This window comes from Ruegeria sp. CDSA020, assembly GCF_059612345.1.
Map to the genome: position 1 here is coordinate 221,112 of NZ_JBXWQK010000001.1, position 21,593 is coordinate 242,704.

Annotated in this window: 22 protein-coding genes; 13 read left to right on the forward strand and 9 right to left on the reverse strand. The window is 55.9% G+C overall.

The window, feature by feature from the left end; genetic code table 11:
• The first annotated feature begins 143 nt into the window (after positions 1 to 143).
• The 6 genes from AC2FJW_RS01150 to grxD all read left to right on the forward strand — a co-directional run bounded on the left by AC2FJW_RS01150 (position 144) and on the right by grxD (position 7,219).
• A complete protein-coding gene (locus tag AC2FJW_RS01150) occupies positions 144 to 1,049 on the forward strand; it encodes a LysR family transcriptional regulator (RefSeq protein WP_142633997.1) in 906 nt (301 codons plus the stop codon).
• 277 nt (positions 1,050 to 1,326) lie between these two features.
• Positions 1,327 to 3,576, forward strand: coding sequence for a mechanosensitive ion channel family protein (locus AC2FJW_RS01155; protein ID WP_496748991.1), 2,250 nt, complete (start codon positions 1,327 to 1,329; stop codon positions 3,574 to 3,576).
• A 234-nt stretch (positions 3,577 to 3,810) separates the two neighbouring features.
• Positions 3,811 to 5,970, forward strand: coding sequence for a phosphoribosylformylglycinamidine synthase subunit PurL (gene purL / locus AC2FJW_RS01160; RefSeq protein WP_496749173.1), 2,160 nt, complete (start codon positions 3,811 to 3,813; stop codon positions 5,968 to 5,970).
• Between the two features lie 134 nt (positions 5,971 to 6,104).
• Complete coding sequence (locus AC2FJW_RS01165; RefSeq protein WP_496748992.1) at positions 6,105 to 6,341, forward strand: BolA/IbaG family iron-sulfur metabolism protein; 237 nt, start codon at positions 6,105 to 6,107, stop codon at positions 6,339 to 6,341.
• A gap of 238 nt (positions 6,342 to 6,579) precedes the next feature.
• Positions 6,580 to 6,855, forward strand: coding sequence for a hypothetical protein (locus AC2FJW_RS01170; RefSeq protein WP_496748993.1), 276 nt, complete (start codon positions 6,580 to 6,582; stop codon positions 6,853 to 6,855).
• 1 nt (position 6,856) lies between these two features.
• The gene (gene grxD / locus AC2FJW_RS01175; RefSeq protein ID WP_496748994.1) at positions 6,857 to 7,219 is read left to right on the forward strand and encodes a Grx4 family monothiol glutaredoxin; all 363 of its coding nucleotides are present in this window, start codon (positions 6,857 to 6,859) and stop codon (positions 7,217 to 7,219) included.
• On the opposite strand, the gene AC2FJW_RS01180 is transcribed toward grxD, so the two are convergent.
• Genes AC2FJW_RS01180 through AC2FJW_RS01190 form a run of 3 tightly spaced genes read right to left on the reverse strand, consistent with a single transcriptional unit; the run spans position 7,220 to position 8,711 of the window.
• Positions 7,220 to 7,537 (reverse strand): MliC family protein, encoded by a 318-nt coding sequence (locus tag AC2FJW_RS01180; RefSeq protein ID WP_271946931.1) that lies wholly within the window; start codon positions 7,535 to 7,537, stop codon positions 7,220 to 7,222.
• Between the two features lie 32 nt (positions 7,538 to 7,569).
• A complete protein-coding gene (locus tag AC2FJW_RS01185; protein WP_281994664.1) occupies positions 7,570 to 7,965 on the reverse strand; it encodes a cell division protein ZapA in 396 nt (131 codons plus the stop codon).
• Positions 7,965 to 8,711, reverse strand: a complete 747-nt coding sequence (locus AC2FJW_RS01190; protein WP_496748995.1) for a hypothetical protein — start codon at positions 8,709 to 8,711, stop codon at positions 7,965 to 7,967. The genes AC2FJW_RS01185 and AC2FJW_RS01190 overlap by 1 nt, the downstream gene beginning before the upstream one ends.
• Before the next feature lie 234 nt (positions 8,712 to 8,945).
• Between AC2FJW_RS01190 and tkt the strand changes: the two genes are divergently transcribed.
• Complete coding sequence (gene tkt / locus AC2FJW_RS01195) at positions 8,946 to 10,970, forward strand: transketolase (RefSeq protein WP_282021287.1); 2,025 nt, start codon at positions 8,946 to 8,948, stop codon at positions 10,968 to 10,970.
• Positions 10,971 to 11,028: 58 nt separating this feature from the next.
• Here the strand turns inward: tkt and AC2FJW_RS01200 are convergent, their stop codons facing one another.
• Positions 11,029 to 11,991: a DUF808 domain-containing protein gene (locus tag AC2FJW_RS01200; protein WP_142634015.1), complete on the reverse strand. Its 963-nt coding sequence runs from the start codon at positions 11,989 to 11,991 to the stop codon at positions 11,029 to 11,031.
• Between the two features lie 184 nt (positions 11,992 to 12,175).
• Here AC2FJW_RS01200 and gap (AC2FJW_RS01205) point away from each other — a divergent pair, with 184 nt between their 5' ends.
• The 3 genes from gap (AC2FJW_RS01205) (at position 12,176) to gap (AC2FJW_RS01215) (ending at position 14,479) form a co-directional block, all read left to right on the forward strand.
• Positions 12,176 to 13,177 carry a type I glyceraldehyde-3-phosphate dehydrogenase gene (gene gap / locus AC2FJW_RS01205; protein ID WP_142634017.1) on the forward strand — a complete coding sequence of 334 codons (1,002 nt, stop codon included), beginning with the start codon at positions 12,176 to 12,178 and terminating at the stop codon, positions 13,175 to 13,177.
• A 71-nt stretch (positions 13,178 to 13,248) separates the two neighbouring features.
• Positions 13,249 to 13,392 carry a hypothetical protein gene (locus tag AC2FJW_RS01210; protein WP_496679620.1) on the forward strand — a complete coding sequence of 48 codons (144 nt, stop codon included), beginning with the start codon at positions 13,249 to 13,251 and terminating at the stop codon, positions 13,390 to 13,392.
• An 82-nt stretch (positions 13,393 to 13,474) separates the two neighbouring features.
• Positions 13,475 to 14,479 carry a type I glyceraldehyde-3-phosphate dehydrogenase gene (gene gap / locus AC2FJW_RS01215; protein ID WP_496748996.1) on the forward strand — a complete coding sequence of 335 codons (1,005 nt, stop codon included), beginning with the start codon at positions 13,475 to 13,477 and terminating at the stop codon, positions 14,477 to 14,479.
• On the opposite strand, the gene coaD is transcribed toward gap (AC2FJW_RS01215), so the two are convergent.
• The 3 genes from coaD to AC2FJW_RS01230 form a co-directional block, all read right to left on the reverse strand.
• Positions 14,471 to 14,962 (reverse strand): pantetheine-phosphate adenylyltransferase, encoded by a 492-nt coding sequence (gene coaD / locus AC2FJW_RS01220; RefSeq protein WP_142634021.1) that lies wholly within the window; start codon positions 14,960 to 14,962, stop codon positions 14,471 to 14,473. The two genes, gap (AC2FJW_RS01215) and coaD, sit on opposite strands and share 9 nt — an antisense overlap.
• Before the next feature lie 85 nt (positions 14,963 to 15,047).
• Positions 15,048 to 15,485 (reverse strand): CBS domain-containing protein, encoded by a 438-nt coding sequence (locus tag AC2FJW_RS01225; protein WP_142634023.1) that lies wholly within the window; start codon positions 15,483 to 15,485, stop codon positions 15,048 to 15,050.
• A gap of 60 nt (positions 15,486 to 15,545) precedes the next feature.
• On the reverse strand, positions 15,546 to 16,448 hold the full coding sequence (locus AC2FJW_RS01230; protein ID WP_496708410.1) for a LysR family transcriptional regulator: 903 nt from the start codon (positions 16,446 to 16,448) through the stop codon (positions 15,546 to 15,548).
• A 101-nt stretch (positions 16,449 to 16,549) separates the two neighbouring features.
• On the opposite strand from AC2FJW_RS01230, the gene AC2FJW_RS01235 reads away from it, so the two are divergent.
• Together AC2FJW_RS01235 and AC2FJW_RS01240 are read left to right on the forward strand one after the other, a co-directional pair.
• The gene (locus AC2FJW_RS01235) at positions 16,550 to 18,049 is read left to right on the forward strand and encodes a CoA-acylating methylmalonate-semialdehyde dehydrogenase (protein ID WP_281972157.1); all 1,500 of its coding nucleotides are present in this window, start codon (positions 16,550 to 16,552) and stop codon (positions 18,047 to 18,049) included.
• 201 nt (positions 18,050 to 18,250) lie between these two features.
• Entirely contained in the window at positions 18,251 to 18,838 is a 588-nt protein-coding gene (locus AC2FJW_RS01240) for a L,D-transpeptidase (protein ID WP_185956612.1), read from the forward strand.
• A gap of 55 nt (positions 18,839 to 18,893) precedes the next feature.
• Here AC2FJW_RS01240 and AC2FJW_RS01245 read toward each other — a convergent pair whose 3' ends face one another.
• The gene (locus AC2FJW_RS01245; protein WP_496695341.1) at positions 18,894 to 19,370 is read right to left on the reverse strand and encodes a fasciclin domain-containing protein; all 477 of its coding nucleotides are present in this window, start codon (positions 19,368 to 19,370) and stop codon (positions 18,894 to 18,896) included.
• 77 nt (positions 19,371 to 19,447) lie between these two features.
• Positions 19,448 to 20,293 carry a class I SAM-dependent methyltransferase gene (locus AC2FJW_RS01250; RefSeq protein ID WP_496748997.1) on the reverse strand — a complete coding sequence of 282 codons (846 nt, stop codon included), beginning with the start codon at positions 20,291 to 20,293 and terminating at the stop codon, positions 19,448 to 19,450.
• Between the two features lie 144 nt (positions 20,294 to 20,437).
• Here AC2FJW_RS01250 and AC2FJW_RS01255 point away from each other — a divergent pair, with 144 nt between their 5' ends.
• Positions 20,438 to 21,553, forward strand: a complete 1,116-nt coding sequence (locus AC2FJW_RS01255) for a carboxylate-amine ligase (RefSeq protein WP_142634035.1) — start codon at positions 20,438 to 20,440, stop codon at positions 21,551 to 21,553.
• Positions 21,554 to 21,593 lie beyond the last annotated feature (40 nt).

Sequence of the window (21,593 nt, forward strand, 5' to 3'; positions counted from 1 at the left end):
GTGCTTCATCTGCTTCCATATTAGGTCATAATAACTGACCTGCCTAGAGCTTATCCTCTGAAACGCAAGGATTTCGCCGTTTGAATGTGGAAGTTGTCACCTATTTCATATAGGCGTTCGGCAGGATAACGAAAGTTGCGGCGATGGATTGGGACAAGCTTAGGATATTTCACGCGGTTGCAGATGCGGGCAGCCTGACACATGCAGGCGATAAGCTGAACCTATCTCAATCGGCAGTCAGCAGACAAATTCGGGCATTGGAAGAGTCACTTGATTCGACGTTGTTCCATCGTCACGCCCGCGGTCTGATTCTGACCGAACAGGGTGAGCTGCTGTTCGACGCCACCTCGGCAATGTCCAAGCGACTGGACGCGGCAGCGGCGCGCATACGAGACAGCGAAGAAGAAGTCTTTGGTGTGCTACGGGTCACAACCACATTTGGGTTCGGGACCCTATGGCTCGCTCCGAGGTTGCCAAAGCTGTATGAACAATACCCGGACCTAAATATCGACCTCATGCTTGAGGAACGCGTTCTTGACCTGCCAATGCGCGAGGCCGATGTCGCCATCCGTATGAAAGAGCCTAGCCAGGCTGATCTGGTGCGCAAGCGCCTGATGACAGTACAGATGCTGCTTTATGCTACCCCGGAATATCTTAAGGAAAGCGGTCAACCTGCCTCCCTCGAAGAAATCTCGAGCCATCGACTTATCTGTCAGACCCCCTCAGCCCCCCAAGTAGGGGCCAGTGCGGCAATGGTACGGCATCTGATGACCTATAACCCGGCGTCGTTGCTGACAGTGAACAACTATTTCGGTGTCTTGCAGGGCGTACTGCACAATCTGGGAATTGGCTTGCTGCCCGATTATGTCACGCATGATTTCCCGCATCTGCTGCCGGTACTTTCAGACATCGAAACGGCTGACGTTCCTGTTTATCTCGCCTACCCCGAAGAGTTACGCCATTCCAAACGCGTAGCAGCCTTCCGCGATTTTGTGCAGGACGAGATCATCGCGCAGCGTAAACACCTGAAGAAAATGGGGAAACTATAGCTATGCGTCAACGTCATAGCGGACATGACGGACTATCACACTGAAACGCCTTGATCGTTATCAAACTGATGCCTAAATGAGCACTCGAAGGCGGTGATGCTGTAACGCTCATCATCTTCATACCTCCCTGTTGGACTACGGCCGAGCTTAGTGCTCGGCCTTTTTTTTGGTCCTGACTTAATCGGTGACGCCGAACAGCCGAAAACTGCTGGGAAATTTCCACCTCCGCGCCTATGATCCCGTAAAAGATCAAAAATTCGTGTTCGAGGGAAAATTCATGCACCATCCACTCCGCCTATTACTGGCGTTGATTTCCGCCATTCTTCTTGCGGTACCAGTACACGCACAAGACAGTGGGACCGCGTCGTCTACGGTCACAATTCCAGAGGACCTGACGCCCGATCAAGTTGATGGCTTGGTGGCACGTATGTCCGACGATCAAGTTCGCGCCATTTTGCTGGAACGGCTCGACGCTGTTGCAGAAAAGCAGGCGGCAGCAAACGAAAACCATGAAGATCCGCTTACCGAAATCAGCGAAATCTGGGCCGAGATGGTTACCTCTTGGACGCAAGTTTTGACCACATTGCCAAATATTGTCAGCGCCCAGGTTGAGGCGTTCAGCAATTTCTCAGCGAAATTCGGATCTACCGGGGTGTTTGGCCTGTTTGGGCTGATCCTAGCAGTTCTGGTGGCCGGATACGCTGCTGAAAAATTGTTTGGGTTTCTCACCCGCAAATGGCACGAAGAGCCCGATGGGAATTCTGATGCCGATCTTTGGAGCGCAGTACGTTACTTGTTCCGCCGTTTCTGCCGGGAAATCGCAGGACTTGTTGTGTTCTATGTTGTTATCCGGGCGATTGGACGGGGCTTGCTGACGACAGAACAGCTTACCTATGCCGCCCCATTCGTTTTCTACCTGATTTGGATTCCGCGTCTGGGCGCCGCCGCCTCACGCTTTGTACTGGCGCCCAAAAAGCCACATTACCGGTTGGTCAACATAGACGATCATTGGGCCAAATATCTGCATCGCAACCTGATTGGCCTTCTTCTACTGATCGGCCTCACGCTCTTTATCGTACGGTTCAACTTGCTTAACGGTATCACCCCGGCCGATACACGTATCGGTTTCTGGCTGAACGCTGGCATCCATATATACATTGGGATCATCGCCTGGACCGCGCGCGAAGGGTTGTCTCAGATGATGTTGGGCACGGACCCGGACCATACTAGATTCGATGAAAAAGTCGCTCATTACTATCCCTACTTCGCTATCGGCGTTTCGGTGGTGATATGGTTCCTGGTCGAATTCCTGATTGCACAGCGTGATCCCAGAACACTTGCCCTGCTTGGCAAAGGGCCACATTTCACGACGATGTTCTGGCTGCTGATCGCACCAGCGCTTGATACGCTGATCCGTGGCCTAGTGCGCCATCTTCAACCCCCAATGTTGGGCGACGGACCATTGGCCGAACGCGCCTATAAATCAGCCAAGCGCAGCTATATCCGGATCGGTCGCGTGCTGGCGGGCCTGTTTGTGGTCTTTATGATCGCGCGGGTCTGGCAGCTTGATCTTCGACATGTCGCCTCTGCCGGGATCGGAACCGACGTTGGCGGTACGGTTATCGAATTCCTGATGATCATCGCTGTCGGATACATCTTGAACGAGGTCGTCTCACTATGGATCAACCGTCGTCTTGCCAAGGAACAGACAACGGCAGAAGAGCTGGATGAAGAGGCCGGCGGCGAGGGTGGCGGCGCAGGCGGTTCACGTCTGGCGACGGTTCTTCCCTTGCTGCGGATCACGGCGCAAGTCACGATTGCGGTCATCTTCGGCCTGCTCGCATTGGGCGCGCTGGGCATCAACATCACCCCACTTCTGGCAGGTGCTGGTGTCCTTGGTCTTGCGATCGGTTTCGGCGCTCAGAAGCTGGTGGCTGATATCGTCGGCGGTGTCTTCTTCCTTATCGACGATGCGTTTCGCGTGGGTGAATATGTCGATGTCGGTGGCACCATGGGCACCGTCGAGAAAATCTCGATCCGCTCGATGCAGCTCCGCCATCACCGTGGGCCCGTTCACACGATCCCCTATGGCGAGATTCAAAAGCTGACCAATTTCAGCCGTGACTGGGTGATCATGAAGCTAAAGTTCACCGTGCCGTTTGACACTGATCCCAACAAGGTCAAGAAGATCTTCAAGAAGATCGGCGCCGAGATGATGGCGGACGAAACCCACAAAGAAGGCTTCTTGCAGCCCTTTAAATCGCAAGGTGTGTTCGACTTTGACGATGTTGGCATGATCATCCGCGGCAAGTTCATGGCCAAGCCGGGCAAGCAGTTCACGCTTCGCAAGGAAATCTTCAACCGGGTGAAGGCCGAGTTCAATGCCAATGGCATCGACTTTGCCCGCCGCGAAGTTCGCGTAGCAATTCCTGGTCTGGAAGAGGCCGAGAACCTTACCGAACAACAAAAAGCTGCTGTTGGGGCCGCTGCGGCGGACTCGATCAACAAGGGAGAAACCCCAGCTTAAAGACCAGATACAGACGCCACGCGGCTTCTGGGCCGCCTGGCAGGAAGTACTATAGACGGAACCGGCCACTGGCGCGGTTCCGTTTCTTTTTCTGGGCACACAAAGCGCAGAAAAGCTCGAAATTAACTTATACCGGTGACGTTATTCGACCCTGCGCTGACTTGGCCCTTCCCACAGACGCGCCCTTGCCCTACAAGGCCCGCAATCTCGGCCACCATGGATACAGGACAAACGATGCAAGAGCCCGCCATCACACCGGATCTGATTGCCGCGCACGGGTTGAAACCCGAAGAATACAAGATGATCCTGGAGATTATCGGGCGCGAGCCAACCTTTACCGAGTTGGGCATTTTCTCGGCCATGTGGAACGAGCATTGTTCCTACAAATCCTCCAAGAAATGGCTGCGCACCCTGCCCACCTCTGGACCCCAGGTGATCTGCGGACCGGGTGAAAATGCAGGTGTGGTCGATATCGGCGATGGTCAGGCCGTGGTCTTCAAGATGGAAAGCCACAACCATCCGTCTTACATCGAACCCTATCAAGGTGCGGCCACCGGGGTTGGAGGTATCCTGCGCGACGTTTTCACCATGGGTGCGCGCCCAATCGCCTCGATGAACGCGCTGTCTTTTGGTGAACCCGGCCACCACAAGACCCGTCAGCTGGTCAATGGCGTGGTCGAAGGTATCGGCGGCTATGGCAACTGTTTCGGCGTCCCTTGCGTTGGCGGCGAAGTGCGCTTTCACCCGGCCTATAATGGCAACTGCCTTGTGAATGCCTTCGCAGCCGGGCTGGCTGACAGTGACAAGATTTTCTACTCAGCCGCATCGGGCGTCGGCATGCCGGTTGTCTATCTTGGGGCCAAGACCGGACGCGACGGCGTGGGCGGAGCCACTATGGCCAGCGCCGAATTTGACGACACGATCGAGGAAAAGCGCCCCACCGTTCAGGTTGGCGACCCGTTCACCGAAAAACGCCTGATGGAAGCGACGCTGGAGCTGATGCAAACCGGCGCAGTGATCTCGATTCAGGATATGGGCGCGGCTGGTCTGACCTGTTCCGCCGTGGAAATGGGCGACAAAGGCGGTCTGGGCGTTCGGCTTGATCTGGAAAACGTTCCCCAACGCGAAGAGAACATGACAGCCTATGAGATGATGCTGTCGGAATCCCAAGAACGCATGTTGATGGTTCTCAAACCCGAGCTTGAAGCCGAGGCTCGCGCCGTTTTCGATAAATGGGATCTGGATTTCGCTATCGTGGGTGAAACCGTCGCCGAAGATCGCTTTCTGATCATGCATAATGGTGAGGTCAAAGCCGATCTGGTTCTGTCCAAACTCTCCTCAACCGCGCCCGAATATGATCGCCCGTGGGAGCCTACACCGCAAGCAGAAGATCTGGCCGACGTACCTCAGATCGACCCAATCGACGGTCTGCGCGCCCTGCTCGCTTCGCCCAACTATGCGGGCAAGCAATGGGTTTACGAGCAGTATGACACCATGGTTATGGCCGATTCCGTGCGTACGCCTGGTCTGGGCGCCGGCATGGTTCGTGTACACGGCACCGACAAGGTTCTTGCTTTCACCAGTGACGTGACCCCGCGCTATGTGCGAGCCAACCCTGTAGAAGGCGGCAAGCAAGCTGTTGCCGAAGCCTACCGCAACCTGACCGCCGTCGGGGCATTGCCACTAGCGACCACCGACAACCTGAACTTCGGCAACCCCGAAAAGCCCGAGATCATGGGCCAGTTCGTCGGAGCGATCAAAGGCATCGGTGCCGCAGTTGAAGCATTGGATATGCCGATCGTTTCCGGCAACGTCTCGCTGTATAACGAGACCGACGGTCAGGCGATCCTGCCGACCCCGACAATCGGAGCGGTCGGCCTTCTGGCGCACACGGACGAGATCATAGGTAATGAGGTCCGCGACGGCCACGTGGCTCTGGTCATCGGCGAAACGCAGGGGCATCTGGGCCAATCCGCCCTTCTGGCCGAAGTGTTCAACCGCGAAGATGGCGACGCGCCGCATGTCGATCTGGACGCCGAAAAGCGCAACGGAGAGTTCATCCGCGCAAACCGAGAGATGATCAAGGCCTGCACCGATCTTGGCGATGGTGGTCTGGCATTGGCAGCCTTCGAACTGGCCGAAGCAACCGGCGTTGGCATAACGCTTGACGACGCCTCGACCGAATTCCTGTTTGGCGAGGATCAGGCCCGTTATCTGGTCGCCTGCAACTTTGACCAGGCCGAAGCCCTGATGATTGCTGCAGGTCAGGCTGGCGTTCCACTGGTATCGGTAGGGCGGTTCACGGGCGACAGCGTCCGCATCGGCTCTTCTGAGGCCTTGCTTGATGAACTGACTGCCACTTTCCGCAACAGCTTCGCCGAAGCCGTCGCCTAATTTTGGCATCTGCGCTTCTGAAAACCTGCACTTTGACAAGTGCAGGTTTTTGTCATTTCGGGGCGTCTATCTGACCCTTGCGCGCCCCGCCTCGGCGCACTACATCTTGGGAAAGACTTTCAGGAGAAACCTACATGCCGATGAGCGCCAACGAGATTGAGAACCTGCTGCGCGACGCGTTTCCCGATGCGGACATTCAGGTCGGCGGCAGCGACGGCGTACATATGTCGGCCATGGTCGTGGATGAGAGCTTTCGTGGCAAAAACCGGGTGCAACAGCAACGAGAAGTCTATGCGGCCCTAAAAGGCAAGATGGACGGCCCGGATGGCGATTTGCACGCGCTGGCGCTGACGACGAAAGTGCCTGAGTGAGCACGACTTTCTGGATTTACGGGATTTGCTCTTTGGTGGCGCTGGTTGGGTGCATATTGGTTGTTCGATCATCTTTTTTGCCCGGCACCAATAAGAAAGCTCGCGGAAGCGAACCCGGCCAAGGAGATCAACTAATAACTCATGGCGTGCATACGGGCGGCCCGGGCGGTGGACACCCGACTGTGGCGAGGGTGACCCGAGATCCGCAGCAATACGCTAAAGCCATGGCTCCAAAAAAATGAGTACATGGCTGGCTTGGATTTCAGCAATCGCGGCTTTGATAGTTGCCGCCGCGCTGATCGAGGCCTATGTGAAGCGAAACAGAAAGCGTAAACTGGTCGACATGCGTCCAAACCCGGACAAAATCATCAAGGTTGACGGCATCGAGAGATACGGGCTGAATCCGCTGGCTCTGGCGCAGGCCGAACACCGACGGCTGGAAAAGGAAGGATGGGTCGCCGCCCCATCAAAGGATGAAACGACCGCCCCGGATGCGGATGACAAGGAAAAGTAACATGACCGACGTGAAAACCCAGATCGATGAGACCGTCAAAGCCAATGATGTGGTGCTATATATGAAAGGCACCAAGGAAATGCCGCAATGCGGATTCTCCTCGCGCGTGGCAGGCGTGCTGAACTACATGGGCGTAGAATTTTCTGACGTGAATGTGCTGGCCGACGAAGGCTTGCGTCAGGGGATCAAGGACTATTCTGACTGGCCGACTGTTCCGCAACTCTATGTCAAAGGCGAGTTCGTAGGCGGATGCGACATCATCACCGAGATGACCCTGTCGGGCGAATTGGACACGCTGTTTGACGAAAACGGTGTCGGCTACAACAAGGAAGCCGCTGATAAAATCAGGGAAGCAAACGCCTGATCAGCGGCTGACGCAATTTCCCAATAAGACCTGCTCGCTGGCGGCATCTGCACCTGTCGCCAGAAAGCTCACCGTGGCGTCCCAGCCTTTGGAGCGCAGGATGTAAGTGCCAGTTGTTCCGTCGGATTCATAGCGGATACCAGAGCCGCTCTGAGCTTGGCGCAAAGTCACCAGCTTATTGTCGACCATCATGGCTGCCGCGCTGGATCCGTCCTCGGCATTGAAATAGGCAACCTCAAGAGGCACGCCGTTATCACAAGTAAATGTGACGGGCAGAATATCGATCCCAGCCCAGGAAACCTGCGCTGACACAGACATGAAAGTTGCAATAGCAATAGTACGCATATTTATCATTTCGTTGACTTTTCTTCTATGAATGCCGCCATTGCCTCGGCCCGAGCAGCCAACTCTGCCAAGGTGTCAGTGACCGAAGGTGGAACCACGGCAACTTCAATTCTTTCCGGCTCGGGCTGTGGCATGCTACGCAGGTTCCGAAGCTCGGCTTCGGCCTCCGCCAGCTTATTTTCCAGCGAGTTGATTTTGTCACCTGTGGCGGCGGCTTTGTCTGCCAACATCAATCCAGCCATCAAAAGCATCCGGGATTCAGGCATCCGACCGATCTGATCCGACAATACCTGCGCTTCATCATCCAGCAATTTTGCAGCAGCTTGCAGGAAAACCTCTTCGCCTTCCTGGCATGAAACCTCAAAGCCGCGCCCCCCGATTTGAATGGTCAATTCAGGCATTATTCCACCTCTCCTTCGGCCAATTTCGCCTGAGACAGCAACGGTTCCAACCGGGCCAGCACGGCATGTGCTTCGGCCGCATCGGTGGCCTGCGCTGCGCGCGTTGCCTCAAGCTCGGCAGCTGTGGCACGGTTCAACAGATCCGCATCGGTCATTCCGTCTTCTGCAGCTGTGCGCAGCTCTTCGACCGACATTCGTAGTTGTTCGTTGGCTTTGCGCATGCGCTGCAGATCATCATCCAGACGCGACATCGCCGAGCCATGGCTACTGCGTTCGGCGCGCAGCATTTCTAACTCGGCACTGAGTTCCGCCACGCGTTCACTATCCGCCAATTCCGAACGAAGACGGGCATTTTCGGCTTTCAGTTCTTCGACAACATCCTGATCTTCCAATGCTGCCTTTGCGCTTGCCAACTCGGCCCGTGCGGCTTCGACCGAAGTAAGCTGTGCCTTGGCATCTTCGAGTTGCTCGCGCAGCGCTGCACTTTCCTGACTATCAGACGGCGTATTGCGCAAGCCTTCGATTTCTAGGCGCATGGCATCGACTTCGGAATCGTGCCTTTCTTTTAATGATCTGAGACGCTCTTCAAGTTGAGCATTCGCAACCCTCTCATCATCCAGAGCTACACGCAGAGTGTCATCTTCTCCACCGCTGCCTGCGCCAACTTCCGCCATTGTCGCAATGCCGGATCCAATCCGATCCATCGCGGCCACAATACGGCGTTGTAGTTCTTCGATCTGGCTCATGCCCCTGCCACCTTTTTATCAAGGTTCCTTGTTTCGCGAGGTTATCCGAATCAACCTTGTACGCGTCTTGGCCTAGTCTAACCCAATGGCATCGAAAATACCCACTGTTTGCTTTCAACGACTTGGGTCACATTCTTGATCCAGCAAAACCCTGCAGCACCCAGTTCTACTTGCACTTTGAGGGCTGAATGGTATTGAGCGGCCATCTGCCTGTAATCCAAAGGAACAACACCCGTGGACCTGACTGCGCTGCGCAATGCCAACCCCGAACACTGGGACAAAGCTGCGGCCATCCGCACATTGACCCTCGACGCCGTCGCCGCCGCCAATTCCGGCCATTCCGGTATGCCAATGGGCATGGCCGATGTCGCGACCGTACTGTTCGAAAAGCACCTGAAATTCGACGCCTCGGCCCCAAGCTGGCCCGACCGCGACCGGTTCATCCTGTCCGCCGGTCACGGCTCGATGCTGATCTATTCGCTGTTGTATCTCACTGGGAACGCTGACGTTACGCTGGAACAGATCAAGAATTTCCGTCAGCTGGGCGCAAAAACTGCAGGTCACCCCGAGAACTTCCTTGTCAACGGGATCGAAACTACAACCGGCCCGCTGGGTCAGGGGATCTCGAATGCCGTTGGTTTTGCCATGGCCGAGGAAATCCAGCGCGCTCACTACGGCAAGAAGATCGTAGATCACTATACCTATGTCATCGCGGGCGATGGCTGCCTTATGGAAGGTGTTAGCCAAGAGGCCATCACGCTGGCCGGCCGTCATGAGTTGGGTAAGCTGATCGTGTTCTGGGACAACAACAACATCACCATCGACGGCACGGTCGACATCGCTGACCGGACCGATCAGGTGAAACGCTTTGCCGCCTCTGGCTGGCAGGTTATCGAGATTGACGGCCACGATCCGCAGGCCATCGACGAGGCCATCACCAAGGCGAAATCGTCCAACAAGCCGACCATGATCGCCTGCGAAAGCCATATCGCTTTGGGTCACGCGGCGCAGGATACCTCAAAAGGCCACGGCGCCCTGACCGATCAGGAACAGCTGAAAGCGGCCAAAGAGGCCTATGCCGCCCCCCAAGGCGCCTTCGAAGTCCCGGCAAATGTCAAATCAGCCTGGGAAGCAATCGGTTCGCGCGGCGCAGCCGAGCGTTCTGCGTGGGAGGAGCGTTTCGCGCAGATCTCTGAACGCAAACAGGCCGAGTTCAACCGCTCTTATGCGTTCGAGGCACCCAAAAAGCTGGCCGGTGCCATCCGCTCGTTCAAAAAGCAGATGTCGGAAGATCAGCCCAAACTGGCCACCCGTGCCTCGTCCGAGAAAGTTCTGAACGCGGTCAATCCGATCATGCCGGAAACTATTGGCGGCTCTGCTGACCTGACCGGTTCGAACAACACGAAATCGGCCGATATGGGCGTGTTCCTGCCGGAAAACCGCAAGGGTCGGTACATCCATTATGGTATCCGCGAACACGGCATGGCCGCCGCGATGAACGGTATGGCGCTGCATGGCGGCATCCGCCCCTATGGCGGTACCTTCATGGCGTTCACCGACTATGCGCGGCCCTCGATGCGGCTTGCAGCGCTGATGAAGATACCCACGGTCTTTGTGATGACCCATGACTCGATCGGTCTGGGCGAAGACGGCCCGACCCACCAGCCGGTCGAGCATCTGGCGATCTCACGCGCGACACCGAATACCTATGTTTTCCGCCCGGCGGATGCCGTTGAAACAGCGGAATCCTGGGAACTGGCGCTGACCTTCAAGGACAGCCCTTCGGTCTTGTCTCTGACCCGCCAAGGCGTGCCGACCGTACGCAAGGATCACAAAACCAAAAACCTGACTGCACAAGGCGGCTATGTTCTTGCCGAAGCCGAAGGCAAGCGTCAGGCAATCCTGATCGCAACCGGTTCGGAAGTGTCGCTGGCGATGGAAGCCAAGGCGATGCTCGAGGCCGAGGGCATTGGCACGCGCGTCGTGTCGATGCCATGCATGGAACTGTTCGCCGAGCAGGATGAAGCGTATCGCAAGCGGGTTCTGCCCGGTGGAGCCGTCCGTGTCGGCATCGAGGCCGCCGTCCGCGCCGGAGGCTGGGACCGCTGGCTGCTGGGTGAACGCGGCCGTGACGCCAAGGCGGGCTTCATCGGCATGTCGGGCTTTGGCGCGTCTGCCCCCGCTGATGAACTGTACAAACATTTCGGCATCACTGCAGAGGCCACAGTTGCAAAGGTCAAGGAATTGCTGGAGCTGTAATTCCCAATTCCAAACATCAAGCGAAGGGCGGCCATGCGCCGCCCTTTTCGTTTTCTGACTAATGCGTTTCAGATTTTCGAGACAAAATCGGCGCGACCACTTTGGTTGCAATCGGGATAAGCACGAACCCCCAGGCCAGTCCGAATATGCCATCCATCGTGGCTTTGGAAATCCACTCCACGGCACCTTCCCATTGCGCCGAAACCGCATGCCCGGCTGCATAGGCCATGTCATGGATCTGATGCCCCAACCAGCCAAAACCCAGAACCTCAAGCCCGTGAATGATGATCGAGCCGCCAACCCACAGCATCGCAGCTGTGCCGACAATCGACAGCACTTTCATGACAACCGGCATCGCCTTGACCAATCCACGCCCCAATCCGCGCCCGATCGGCGTTGGTGCGTTCCGCGCCAGGAAAAGGCCCACATCGTCCATCTTCACGATCAAGGCGACCGAGCCATAAACGGCCAGGGTCACACCTAGTCCAACAACGGCCAGCGTTGCCGCCTGCATCCAGATATTCGGTGCCTCGATGGCGGCAAGGGCGATTGTCATGATCTCGGCGGACAGGATGAAATCGGTTTTGATCGCACCCTTGACTTTCTGCTCTTCCAGATGGCCCGGGTCTTTGACCTTCATATCTTCGTCTATAACGTGGCTGCCATGAGGGAAAAGCAGGTGAAATATCTTTTCTGCCCCTTCGAAGCACAAATAGGACCCGCCAAGCATCAACAAGGGCGTTATCAACCAGGGTGCAAAATTGGCCAGCAACAAGGCGACTGGCAACAGCAGGATAATCTTGTTGAAAATCGAGCCGCGCGCAATGCGCCAGATGATCGGCAATTCCCGCGCCGGGGCAAAGCCCTGCACATATTTCGGAGTAACTGCTGCATCGTCGATGATCACGCCCGCAGTCTTGGCCCCGGCCTTGCCGGCGGCAGCGACCACATCGTCCACTGACGCCGCAGCAACCTTTGCTATGCCAGCAACATCATCCAACAGTGCCAACAAACCACTCATGCGTGTTTCCTCTCATCTCACCTGTCGCCAGGGGACCCTACCCGATCCGACGGCTAGCGCAAGCGTTAGCGCAACCGGCGAAGGTTTGCGCTAACACGTTAAGAATATGTCACTTTTGCCCTTTTGAGAAAGCGTCTGTGCCGCTATATGCCCCGCAGAGCAAGCGCATTTTTGGAGACGTCAGATGACCATCAAGGTCGGCATCAATGGATTTGGCCGTATCGGCCGCTGCACCCTGTCGCATATTGCGGCATCGGCCCGCAACGACATCGAAGTGATCAAGGTCAACGCGACCGGCCCATTGGAAACCACCGCCCACCTGCTGAAATACGACAGCATCCACGGCCGCTTTCCCCGCGATGTTTCGATCGAAGGCAACACCATGGATTTGGGCCGCGGCCCAATGGAGGTGTTCTCGACTTACGATATGAACGAGCTTGATTGGGAAGGTTGTGACGTCGTTCTGGAGTGCACCGGAAAATTCAACGATGGCCTGAAAGCCAAAACGCATCTGGAACGCGGTGCTCAGAAGGTTCTCTTGTCTGCGCCAGGTAAGAATGTTGATAAAACCATTGTCTATGGCGTGAACCACAACAGCCTGGTTACTGAAGATAGAATGGTTTCGAATGGCTCTTGCACCACGAACTGCCTTGCTCCGCTTGCCAAGGTGCTGGACGAAGGTATCGGGATCGAACACGGTATCATGACTACGATCCATGCCTATACCGGCGACCAGCCGACACTGGATCGCCGTCATAGTGACCTGTATCGCGCGCGCGCTGCGGCAATGTCCATGATCCCAACTTCAACAGGTGCAGCCAAAGCTCTGGGCGAAGTTCTGCCGAACCTGAAGGGTCGTTTGGACGGCTCGGCTATCCGTGTACCAACACCAAACGTTTCTGCTGTCGACCTGACTTTCCATGCGGCGCGTGACGTGACTGTCGAAGATGTTAATGCCATCGTTCGTGAAGCATCACGGGGATCAATGCAGCGCGTCGTGGGCTATGAGCCCGCGCCGCTGGTCTCGACCGATTTCAATCATACCGAAGAAAGCTCGATTTTCGCACCAGACCAGACACGGGTCGTTAACAACCGCATGGTTCGTGTTCTGGCTTGGTATGACAACGAATGGGCCTTCTCGGTCCGTATGGCAGACGTCGCCGTTGCCATGGGACGGCTTAACTAAAACGCCGTAGAAATGTTGTACCTTTACACCCGCTCAGTTTATCTGGGCGGGTGTTTTCATTCGGGGCCAACATGACCAATCAAATTGCTATCTGGCTTGGCCTTCTAATACTTGGCTGTCTGCTAGTCGATTACGCAATGTTCGACTCTGAGAACCTGATCTTCCTGGGAAAGAAACTTTACACCTTCCTGGACTGGCTCGCCTTCTGGCGCTGACAGAGGTTTTTCTTGACTTTTTCCTTGATCTAGCTTTGTTAGCGCTAACTTTGCAATAACAGACACCCAGACGGAGCAGACCATGACACTCAAGTTGGCAATCAATGGATTTGGACGGATCGGGCGCGGTGTTTTGCGGGCCTTGATGGAATCTGGGCGGACCGACGTTCAGATCGTGGCCATAAACGATTTGGCCAAGCCCGAAATTAACGCGCATCTCTTTGAATTCGACAGTGTGCATGGACGTTATACAAAGCCCGTTTCCCTGACCGACGCCGGTTTGGATGTCGGTGCAGGCCCGATCCGCCTAACCAGCGAACGCGAGCCTGAGAAACTCGATTGGTCCGATATTGACGTTGTTCTCGAATGCACAGGCGTGTTCCGCACGCGCGAAGCCGCGGCGCGCCATTTTGACAACGGCGCCAAAAAAGTTCTGATTTCTGCTCCTGCCCGCGGGGATGGTGCGGTCAAAACCATCGTCTTCGGGGTAAATGACTATGAACTGACCGTCGAGGATACGATCGTTTCGAACGCATCCTGCACGACCAACTGTTTGTCGCCCGTTGCTGCGGCGCTGGACGAGGGTTTGGGCATTGTCCACGGAAACATGACAACCGTTCATGCCTATACAGCCAGCCAACCAGTTCACGATACCGCCGGAAAAGACCCGTATCTGTCACGCGCGGCTGCATTGTCGATGATTCCCACCACTACGGGGGCAGCCTCAGCCGTAGGTCTCGTATTGCCCCAGTTGGCAGGTAAATTGACTGGACAGGCAATCCGTGTTCCCACTCCGAACGTCTCGGTTGTGGATCTGGTGGCCGAAGTGTCGCGCCCAACAACCGAAGAAGAGGTCAACCAGTTGTTCATTGATGCCGCGGCCAATATTCCCGGTGTCCTGGCTGCGGAAAGCCGCCCACTAGTGTCGATCGACTTCAACCACGACGCACACAGTTCGACCGTCTCTTTGGCTGAAACCAAGGTGACAGACGGCACGTTGGTCCGGGTGCTGGCCTGGTACGACAATGAATGGGGCTTTTCGAACCGGATGCTGGACACGGCGGCCGCGATGGGCGCGCTATCCTAAGCGCGCACGCAGCGCGTCATTTACGCGGGGCGTGACGAAATTCGACACGTCCCCGTTCAATCGCGCGATCTCTTTCACCAGTTTCGAGGCAATCGCCTGATGGCGGGCCTCAGCCATAAGGAACACCGTCTCGATCGAGTCGTCCAATGCGCGGTTCATACCGACCATCTGGAACTCATACTCGAAATCCGCAACAGCACGCAGACCTCTGACGATGACCTGAGCACCTACGTCGCGGGCACAGTTGATAAGCAGGTTTTCAAAAGGATGGGCGACAATTTCAGTTCCGGTCTGTTCGGAAAGAAAGGAACATTCGGCTTCGATCATCTCGACCCGTTCTTCCAACGAAAATAACGGCCCCTTTTCCCGATTGATCGCCACCCCAATCACGAGCTTGTCAACCAGAGCAGCCGCGCGACGGATGATATCAATATGACCCAGGGTGATCGGATCAAATGTTCCGGGATACAATCCAACCCTCATTGCCGCCTCCTGCGCAACGAAATTTCTGCGCAAGCAAACATAACTTGGCTATGGGTGCAAGTAGTTGCGTCGCGTTTCTATGGGCTTAATGGCCCATGATCATGCCTTCCAATGCGTCTTTTTCCATTGCCAGTTCGGAAAGCTGTGCTTTGACAACGTCGCCTAGGGTAACAATGCCAACGAGGTTACCGTCCTCAACAACCGGCATATGGCGAAAGCGCCCTTCGGTCATCCGCGACATTATATCCTGGACAGTATCCTGTTGCGTCGCTGTCACCAGCTCGCGGGTCATATACGCGCTTACGGGTTTTGATAGGCATCCGCTGCCGCTTGCGGCCAGTTCGCGCACAATATCACGCTCTGATAAGATGCCTGATGCGGTCTTGCCGCCGTCTTCTGATACAACCACCGTTCCGATGCGCTTTTCCGCAAGGATTCCTGCAACCTCTGAAACTGTGCGCGAAGGAGCAACTGTCACCACGCCTCCGGTGGCTTTGGATTTCAGAATGGCCTGAACAAGCATTGACGTAACCTCCGAAATAACTTCGTGTTTTCCAAAGCGTTGCCGGAATGAAATAGCCTGTCAAGGTGAAGCTTCAGCCTCAAGCCGCTCAACTTCATCGCGAATCCCTTGGGACAGGGCCTGCGCGAACCGATTCAGCCGCTCGTTTCGTTGGTCACCTTGATGTCGGACCAGATGAAAACTGCGTGTCAAACTCACTTGATCAACCAATATTTTCTTCAACTTCGGGTGAAATGGCAGTGTGAAATCATGCGCAATGCAGATCCCTGATCCCTGCGAAACCTGCCGCAGTTGGACAGAGACCGAATTCGAGGCCAGCGCGACTCGGTCAACACCCAGATCGACCAGATAGTCCAGTTCGCGGTCGAATATCATATCAGGTATGTATCCGATCATACGATGCCCCCCTAACGTGCTGATGGAATAAACCGCAGGGTGATCGGCAAGGTATTCCTGCGTTGCGACAAGATGAAGTTTGTAATCGGTAATTTTCTGTACAAGCAGTTTTCCAGCGGTCGGTGCACTAACGGTCACGGCCATATCGGCTTCACGGCGGGAAAGGTTGATGACGCGCGGCAAGGCCAGAATTTGTATGTCCAGATTGGGATTGGTGTCACAAATCTTGCCACACACCTGCGGCAACAAGTAATTCGCACACCCGTCCGGTGCGCCGATCCGGATTTGCCCGCTCAACCTCTCAGATGGTTCTGCCATGGCGCCTGCTGCAGCGCGCATCGCCTCTTCGGCTTTCAAACCGTGGTCCATCAAACGCTCACCAGCTGAGGTCAGCACATATCCCTGCTGCGATTTGGTAAACAGCGGCGCATCCAGAGACGCTTCCAACCGCGCTACACGGCGACCGACCGTAGCCGGGTCAATCCGAAGCAATCGACCCGCCGCCGAAAGGCTTTCTTCGCGGGCAACGGCCAGAAAGACCCTCATATCATCCCAATTAGGTGTCACGCTTCACCTTTGCAATTTTGCAAAACACCTTTGGGACATTGCCTCTGTTCAAGCCATTTATGCAAGCCTATTCTGCGCGCAGACCTTCGGAGGAATTCGCAATGAACGAACTGTCCCATTTCATCAACGGTGAGAATGTCGCCGGCACGTCCGGCCGATATGATGACGTGTTCAACCCCGCTACCGGCGAGGTACAGTACAAATGCCCGATGGCAAGTGCTGCCGAGACCACAGCAGCCATTGCTAGCGCCGCAGCCGCACAACCGGCCTGGGGTGCAACGAACCCGCAAAAACGCGGGCGCGTGATGATGGCGATGGTTCACCTGATGAACCGCGACATGGACAAGCTGGCCGAAGCGCTGAGCCGCGAGCACGGCAAGACGATCCCTGACGCGAAAGGCGATCTGCAGCGCGGTCTGGAAGTGATCGAATACTGCATCGGTGCTCCGCAGATGTTGAAAGGCGAATTCACCGACAGTGCGGGCCCAGGCATCGACATGTATTCTATGCGCCAGCCTTTAGGGGTTGTGGCCTCGATCATGCCGTTCAACTTCCCGGCCATGATGCCACTGTGGCATGTGGGCCCTGCCCTGGCCTGTGGCAACGCGGTTGTTCTGAAACCGTCCGAACGCGATCCCTCAGTACCTTTGATGCTGGCGGAACTGTTCGTTGAGGCAGGTTTGCCCAAAGGTGTGTTCCAGGTGGTCAATGGCGACAAAGAGGCCGTGGACACCCTGTTGGACAGCGAGATCATTCAGGGCGTTTCCTTTGTAGGCTCGACCCCAATCGCGCAGTACATCTATTCGCGCGCCACGGCCAACGGCAAACGCGCGCAGTGTTTCGGCGGTGCCAAGAACCACATGATCGTCATGCCCGACGCCGATCTTGACCAGGCAGCAGATGCCCTGGTTGGCGCCGGTTTCGGCGCGGCTGGCGAACGCTGCATGGCCGTATCGGTTGCCGTCCCGGTCGGAGAGGATACCGCCGACGCGCTGATCGAAAAGCTTATTCCGCGTATCGAGAAACTGAAGGTCGGCCCCTACACTGCCGGCGATGATGTTGACATGGGACCGGTCGTGACCGGTGCTGCCAAAGAGCGCATTTTGGGACTGATCAGCTCGGGCGTTGAACAAGGTGCCAAACTGGTTGTCGATAATCGCGACTTTAGCCTGCAGGGCTATGAGGACGGCTTCTTCGTCGGCCCTCACCTGTTTGACCACGTGACGCCCGACATGGACATCTATAAGCAAGAGATCTTTGGTCCGGTTTTGTCGACCGTCCGCGCAGGATCGTACGAAGAAGCGATTGGCTTGGCTATGGATCACGAATACGGCAATGGCACGGCGATTTTCACCCGCGATGGAGATACCGCGCGTGACTTTGCCAGCCGGATCAATATCGGCATGGTCGGCATCAACGTTCCGATCCCGGTTCCTTTGGCCTATCACACCTTTGGCGGCTGGAAGAAATCCATGTTCGGTGACCTGAACCAGCATGGTGCGGATAGCTTCAAATTCTATACACGCACAAAAACGGTCACCGCGCGTTGGCCGTCAGGCATCAAAGAAGGCGGCGAGTTCAACTTCAAAGCCATGGACTGATCCAAACGAAAGCGGCGGATCCACACAGCCCGGCCACCACTGGCCGGGCTTTTTTAATACACGGCCAAGTTTCGCTTGTGATGTTCGCTTCACAATAAATTCACTCAACACTCCCTAGGAAATCTGATCAGCAAAACATAAGTTACACGCAGTTTCGCGCGAGCAGTTCCTGAACCGGAGGCCAATTTGTCAGATCCCCGCATGACCCGTCGCTCTGCATTGTTAGGTGCAGCGTCTCTGTTGATGACACCTGCATTGGTGCGGGCTCAAAGCAGCGCCGATGCTTTCCCGCTCGACGAAGAGGCGATCAGCACACAGCTCGCTGTGCGGCGGAATGTCTCCTCATTCTCGCACCAGAATTGGCAGGATCACTTCGATGAGTTAGGTGTCGGCTGCCTGCTGGCAGATATCACAAGCCGCGCTGTACACTATTGGGGGGCTGACGGGACGTACAAACTGTACCCCAGCTCAGTCCCTATGAGCGAAGAACTCACAAGGCGTGGTTATACCGAAGTAGTACGCAAGCGCGAAAACCCAAGCTGGACCCCGACCGCCTCAATGCGCGAGCGCGACCCGAACCTGCCCATCCGAATAGAAGGTGGCGAGTCCGGGAATCCGCTGGGTACGCGGGCGATGTATCTGGGCTGGCCAGCATATCTGGTGCACGGCACGCACGATACACGCAAGATTGGTCGCCAAAGTTCTTCTGGATGTATTGGCCTTTATAATCAGCATGTTGAAGAATTGTACCCGCTGGTTCAGGTTGGCACCAAGGTCAGATTGGTCTGACAGAACGCCCCGGCCATAACGGCCGGGGTTTTTGCTTGAACACGGTGGTTGCCAATTATTCCGGCAGGATCACCGCATCGACGACGTGGATCACGCCATTGCTGGCCTCGATATCGGCCTGCACAACCTTGGCGCCATTCACTTTTACGCCGTTCTTACCATTCACACTCAGGCGATCACCCTGCACGGTCAGGACTTTGGCGCGCTTGCCAGCGATGTCACCTGACATGACTTTGGCCGGAACCACATGGTAAGTCAGGATTGCGACCAGTTGGTCTTTGTTCTCGGGCAGTAGCAGCGATTCCACCGTCCCTTCGGGCAGTGCGGCAAAGGCCTCATCCGTGGGGGCAAAAACGGTGAACGGACCGTCCCCTTTCAGCGTATCGACCAGACCCGCCGCTTGAACCGCCGCGACCAGAGTGGTGAATGATCCGGCAGATACGGCGGTATCCACGATATCGGCGGCCTTCGCTTGAACCGGCAAGGTAAGTGCGATTGCGGCGGCGGCGCTCAGGAAAGTACGGCGAAACATATTTGAGATCTCCTATCCAGGTTGTTATGGAAAGGGGTACGGGCGTTTCGCTGCACCGGATCAATTTAGTGTCAGATTTATTTGAACTGAACCCAAATACTTTGCGCGCGCCCATCTTTCAAAAACGGTAGCGCTTCGACCGCATCCTGGCGATCCTGTTGCAAGAAGTATCCAGGCCAAAGCATTGAATATGCACTAGATTGCAACAATGCATGCAACATATATTGCTCGCCCCATCCCGGGCAGTCATAGAAGAACCGCTTGGGGTATTCGTAGGGTAGAAAAACATCGTGCACATGGATCACAACGCCCGGTTTTAAGGCCGGTATGATGCGACAGAACAGATGCGCGACATCATTGCTCATCCGGACAACATGGCTGGAATCGATGAACAGGATGTCACCCGCTTCAAGCTGTTCGAAGAGGGCTGGATCGACCTCTTCCAACCGTTTCTGTTCGAATTGATCGACAACTTGCGCGATGTCCGCGCGCGGATAAGGATCAATCGCGGTGATTTGCGTCTGCAGCCCGCCATCCAATACAGCCTGCCGTGTCACGCGCGTTGAATTACCGCAGCCAACCTCAATCACCCGCTTGGGTTTGAAACGACGGACCATAAGATACAACGCATCCGCATCTGGGCTGTCATAATACCCGTTGCCGATCCTATACCCGGTTTGATTGCGGGACGGATCTTTCAATGCAGCCAAAGCGGCGGCATGTTCACCATATTCGGCTACCAGCTGCGAGATGTCGAATTCGGCCATTCCCGGTGACAACGAATAAGCCGGACGGGTCAGCCCGCCTGCCCTTTCGAACGCCTCCAGCCGGGCGCGCTCGTCCCGTTCCGTGACTTTGTCAATCAGCCTGACACCAAATCGGTCGAGAACGGCATTCAGCCGGGGGAATTTCCTGGGTTTCACACAAAGGCTCCGGGGTTCTTCTGAACTTTGACCCGTTCCTTACCGTTGCTAGCCCGATGACCGCAAGGACTCTGCCGGTAAACACTTGGCAAAAAGCGTATTTCCGTATTCACTGTTTCGCATAAAGCTAGAAAGAGGGCCGCCATGCAGCAGGAATACACGCTGGGCATTGAGGAAGAGTATCTTCTGGTCGACCGCGACAGCCTTGAACTTGCCCAAGCACCCGCTGCCCTGATGGAAGCCTGCCAGGCCGATTTTCAGGGCCAGGTCAGCCCTGAGTTTCTGCAGTGCCAGATCGAGGTTGGCACCCGCCCCCATGCGACGATCCGCACGGCCCGAGAAGATTTGAAACGCCTGAGGGCGGGTGTGGCGGATCGGTCCGCAGAATACAATCTGGCCCCGATTGCTGTGTCCTGCCACCCCTTTGCGGACTGGAAGAAACAGCACCACACGCGCCGAGAGCGCTATGACGCCTTGCAGCATGCCCTGGGCGGTGTCGCGCGACGGATGCTGATCTGCGGGATGCATGTGCATGTCGGTGTTGAAGAACCATCCTTGCGGGCCGACCTGATGCCGCAGCTTTCCTATTTCCTGCCGCATCTGTTGGCGCTCTCCACATCCTCGCCCTATTGGAACGGAGAGGATACCGGCCTGTCTTCCTATCGTCTGACCGTATTCGACAACCTGCCCCGCACCGGATTACCACCGGTCCTGGCAAGTTGGTCGGAATATGAACGTACGACAGGCATTCTGGTCGAACTTGGCGTGATCGAGGATACCTCGAAAATCTGGTGGGATTTGCGCCCCTCGCATCGCTTTCCAACGCTTGAAACACGCATCATGGACGTACAGCCGAGGTTGGAGCACACATTGTCGCTGGCCGCCATGGTGCAGGCGCTGGTCCGAATGTTGTGCCGTCTGAAAGACCGCAATTTGCGTTGGAGGCAATATGACAGGTTCCTGATTGGTGAAAACCGGTGGCGTGCGCAGCGTTACGGAGTCGGCGAAGGCATGATTGATTTCGGGGATCGATCCATCAAGCCCATGCCGGAACTTATGGGTGAACTGATGGGGATGCTGGCCGAAGATGCCGAAGCACTGGGCACCATGACTGAACTTGCCCGGCTACAGCAAATCGCACAAAACGGCACATCTGCCACGCGGCAACGACGTGTTCACGCCGAAGCGACGGCCAAAGGTGCGGATGCAGGCAGGGCTGTGGTTCAGCATCTGATCGAAGAATTCCATCAGGATTTATGACCTGCCTCGAAGTATGATCTAATCGTTTTCGCAATATCCC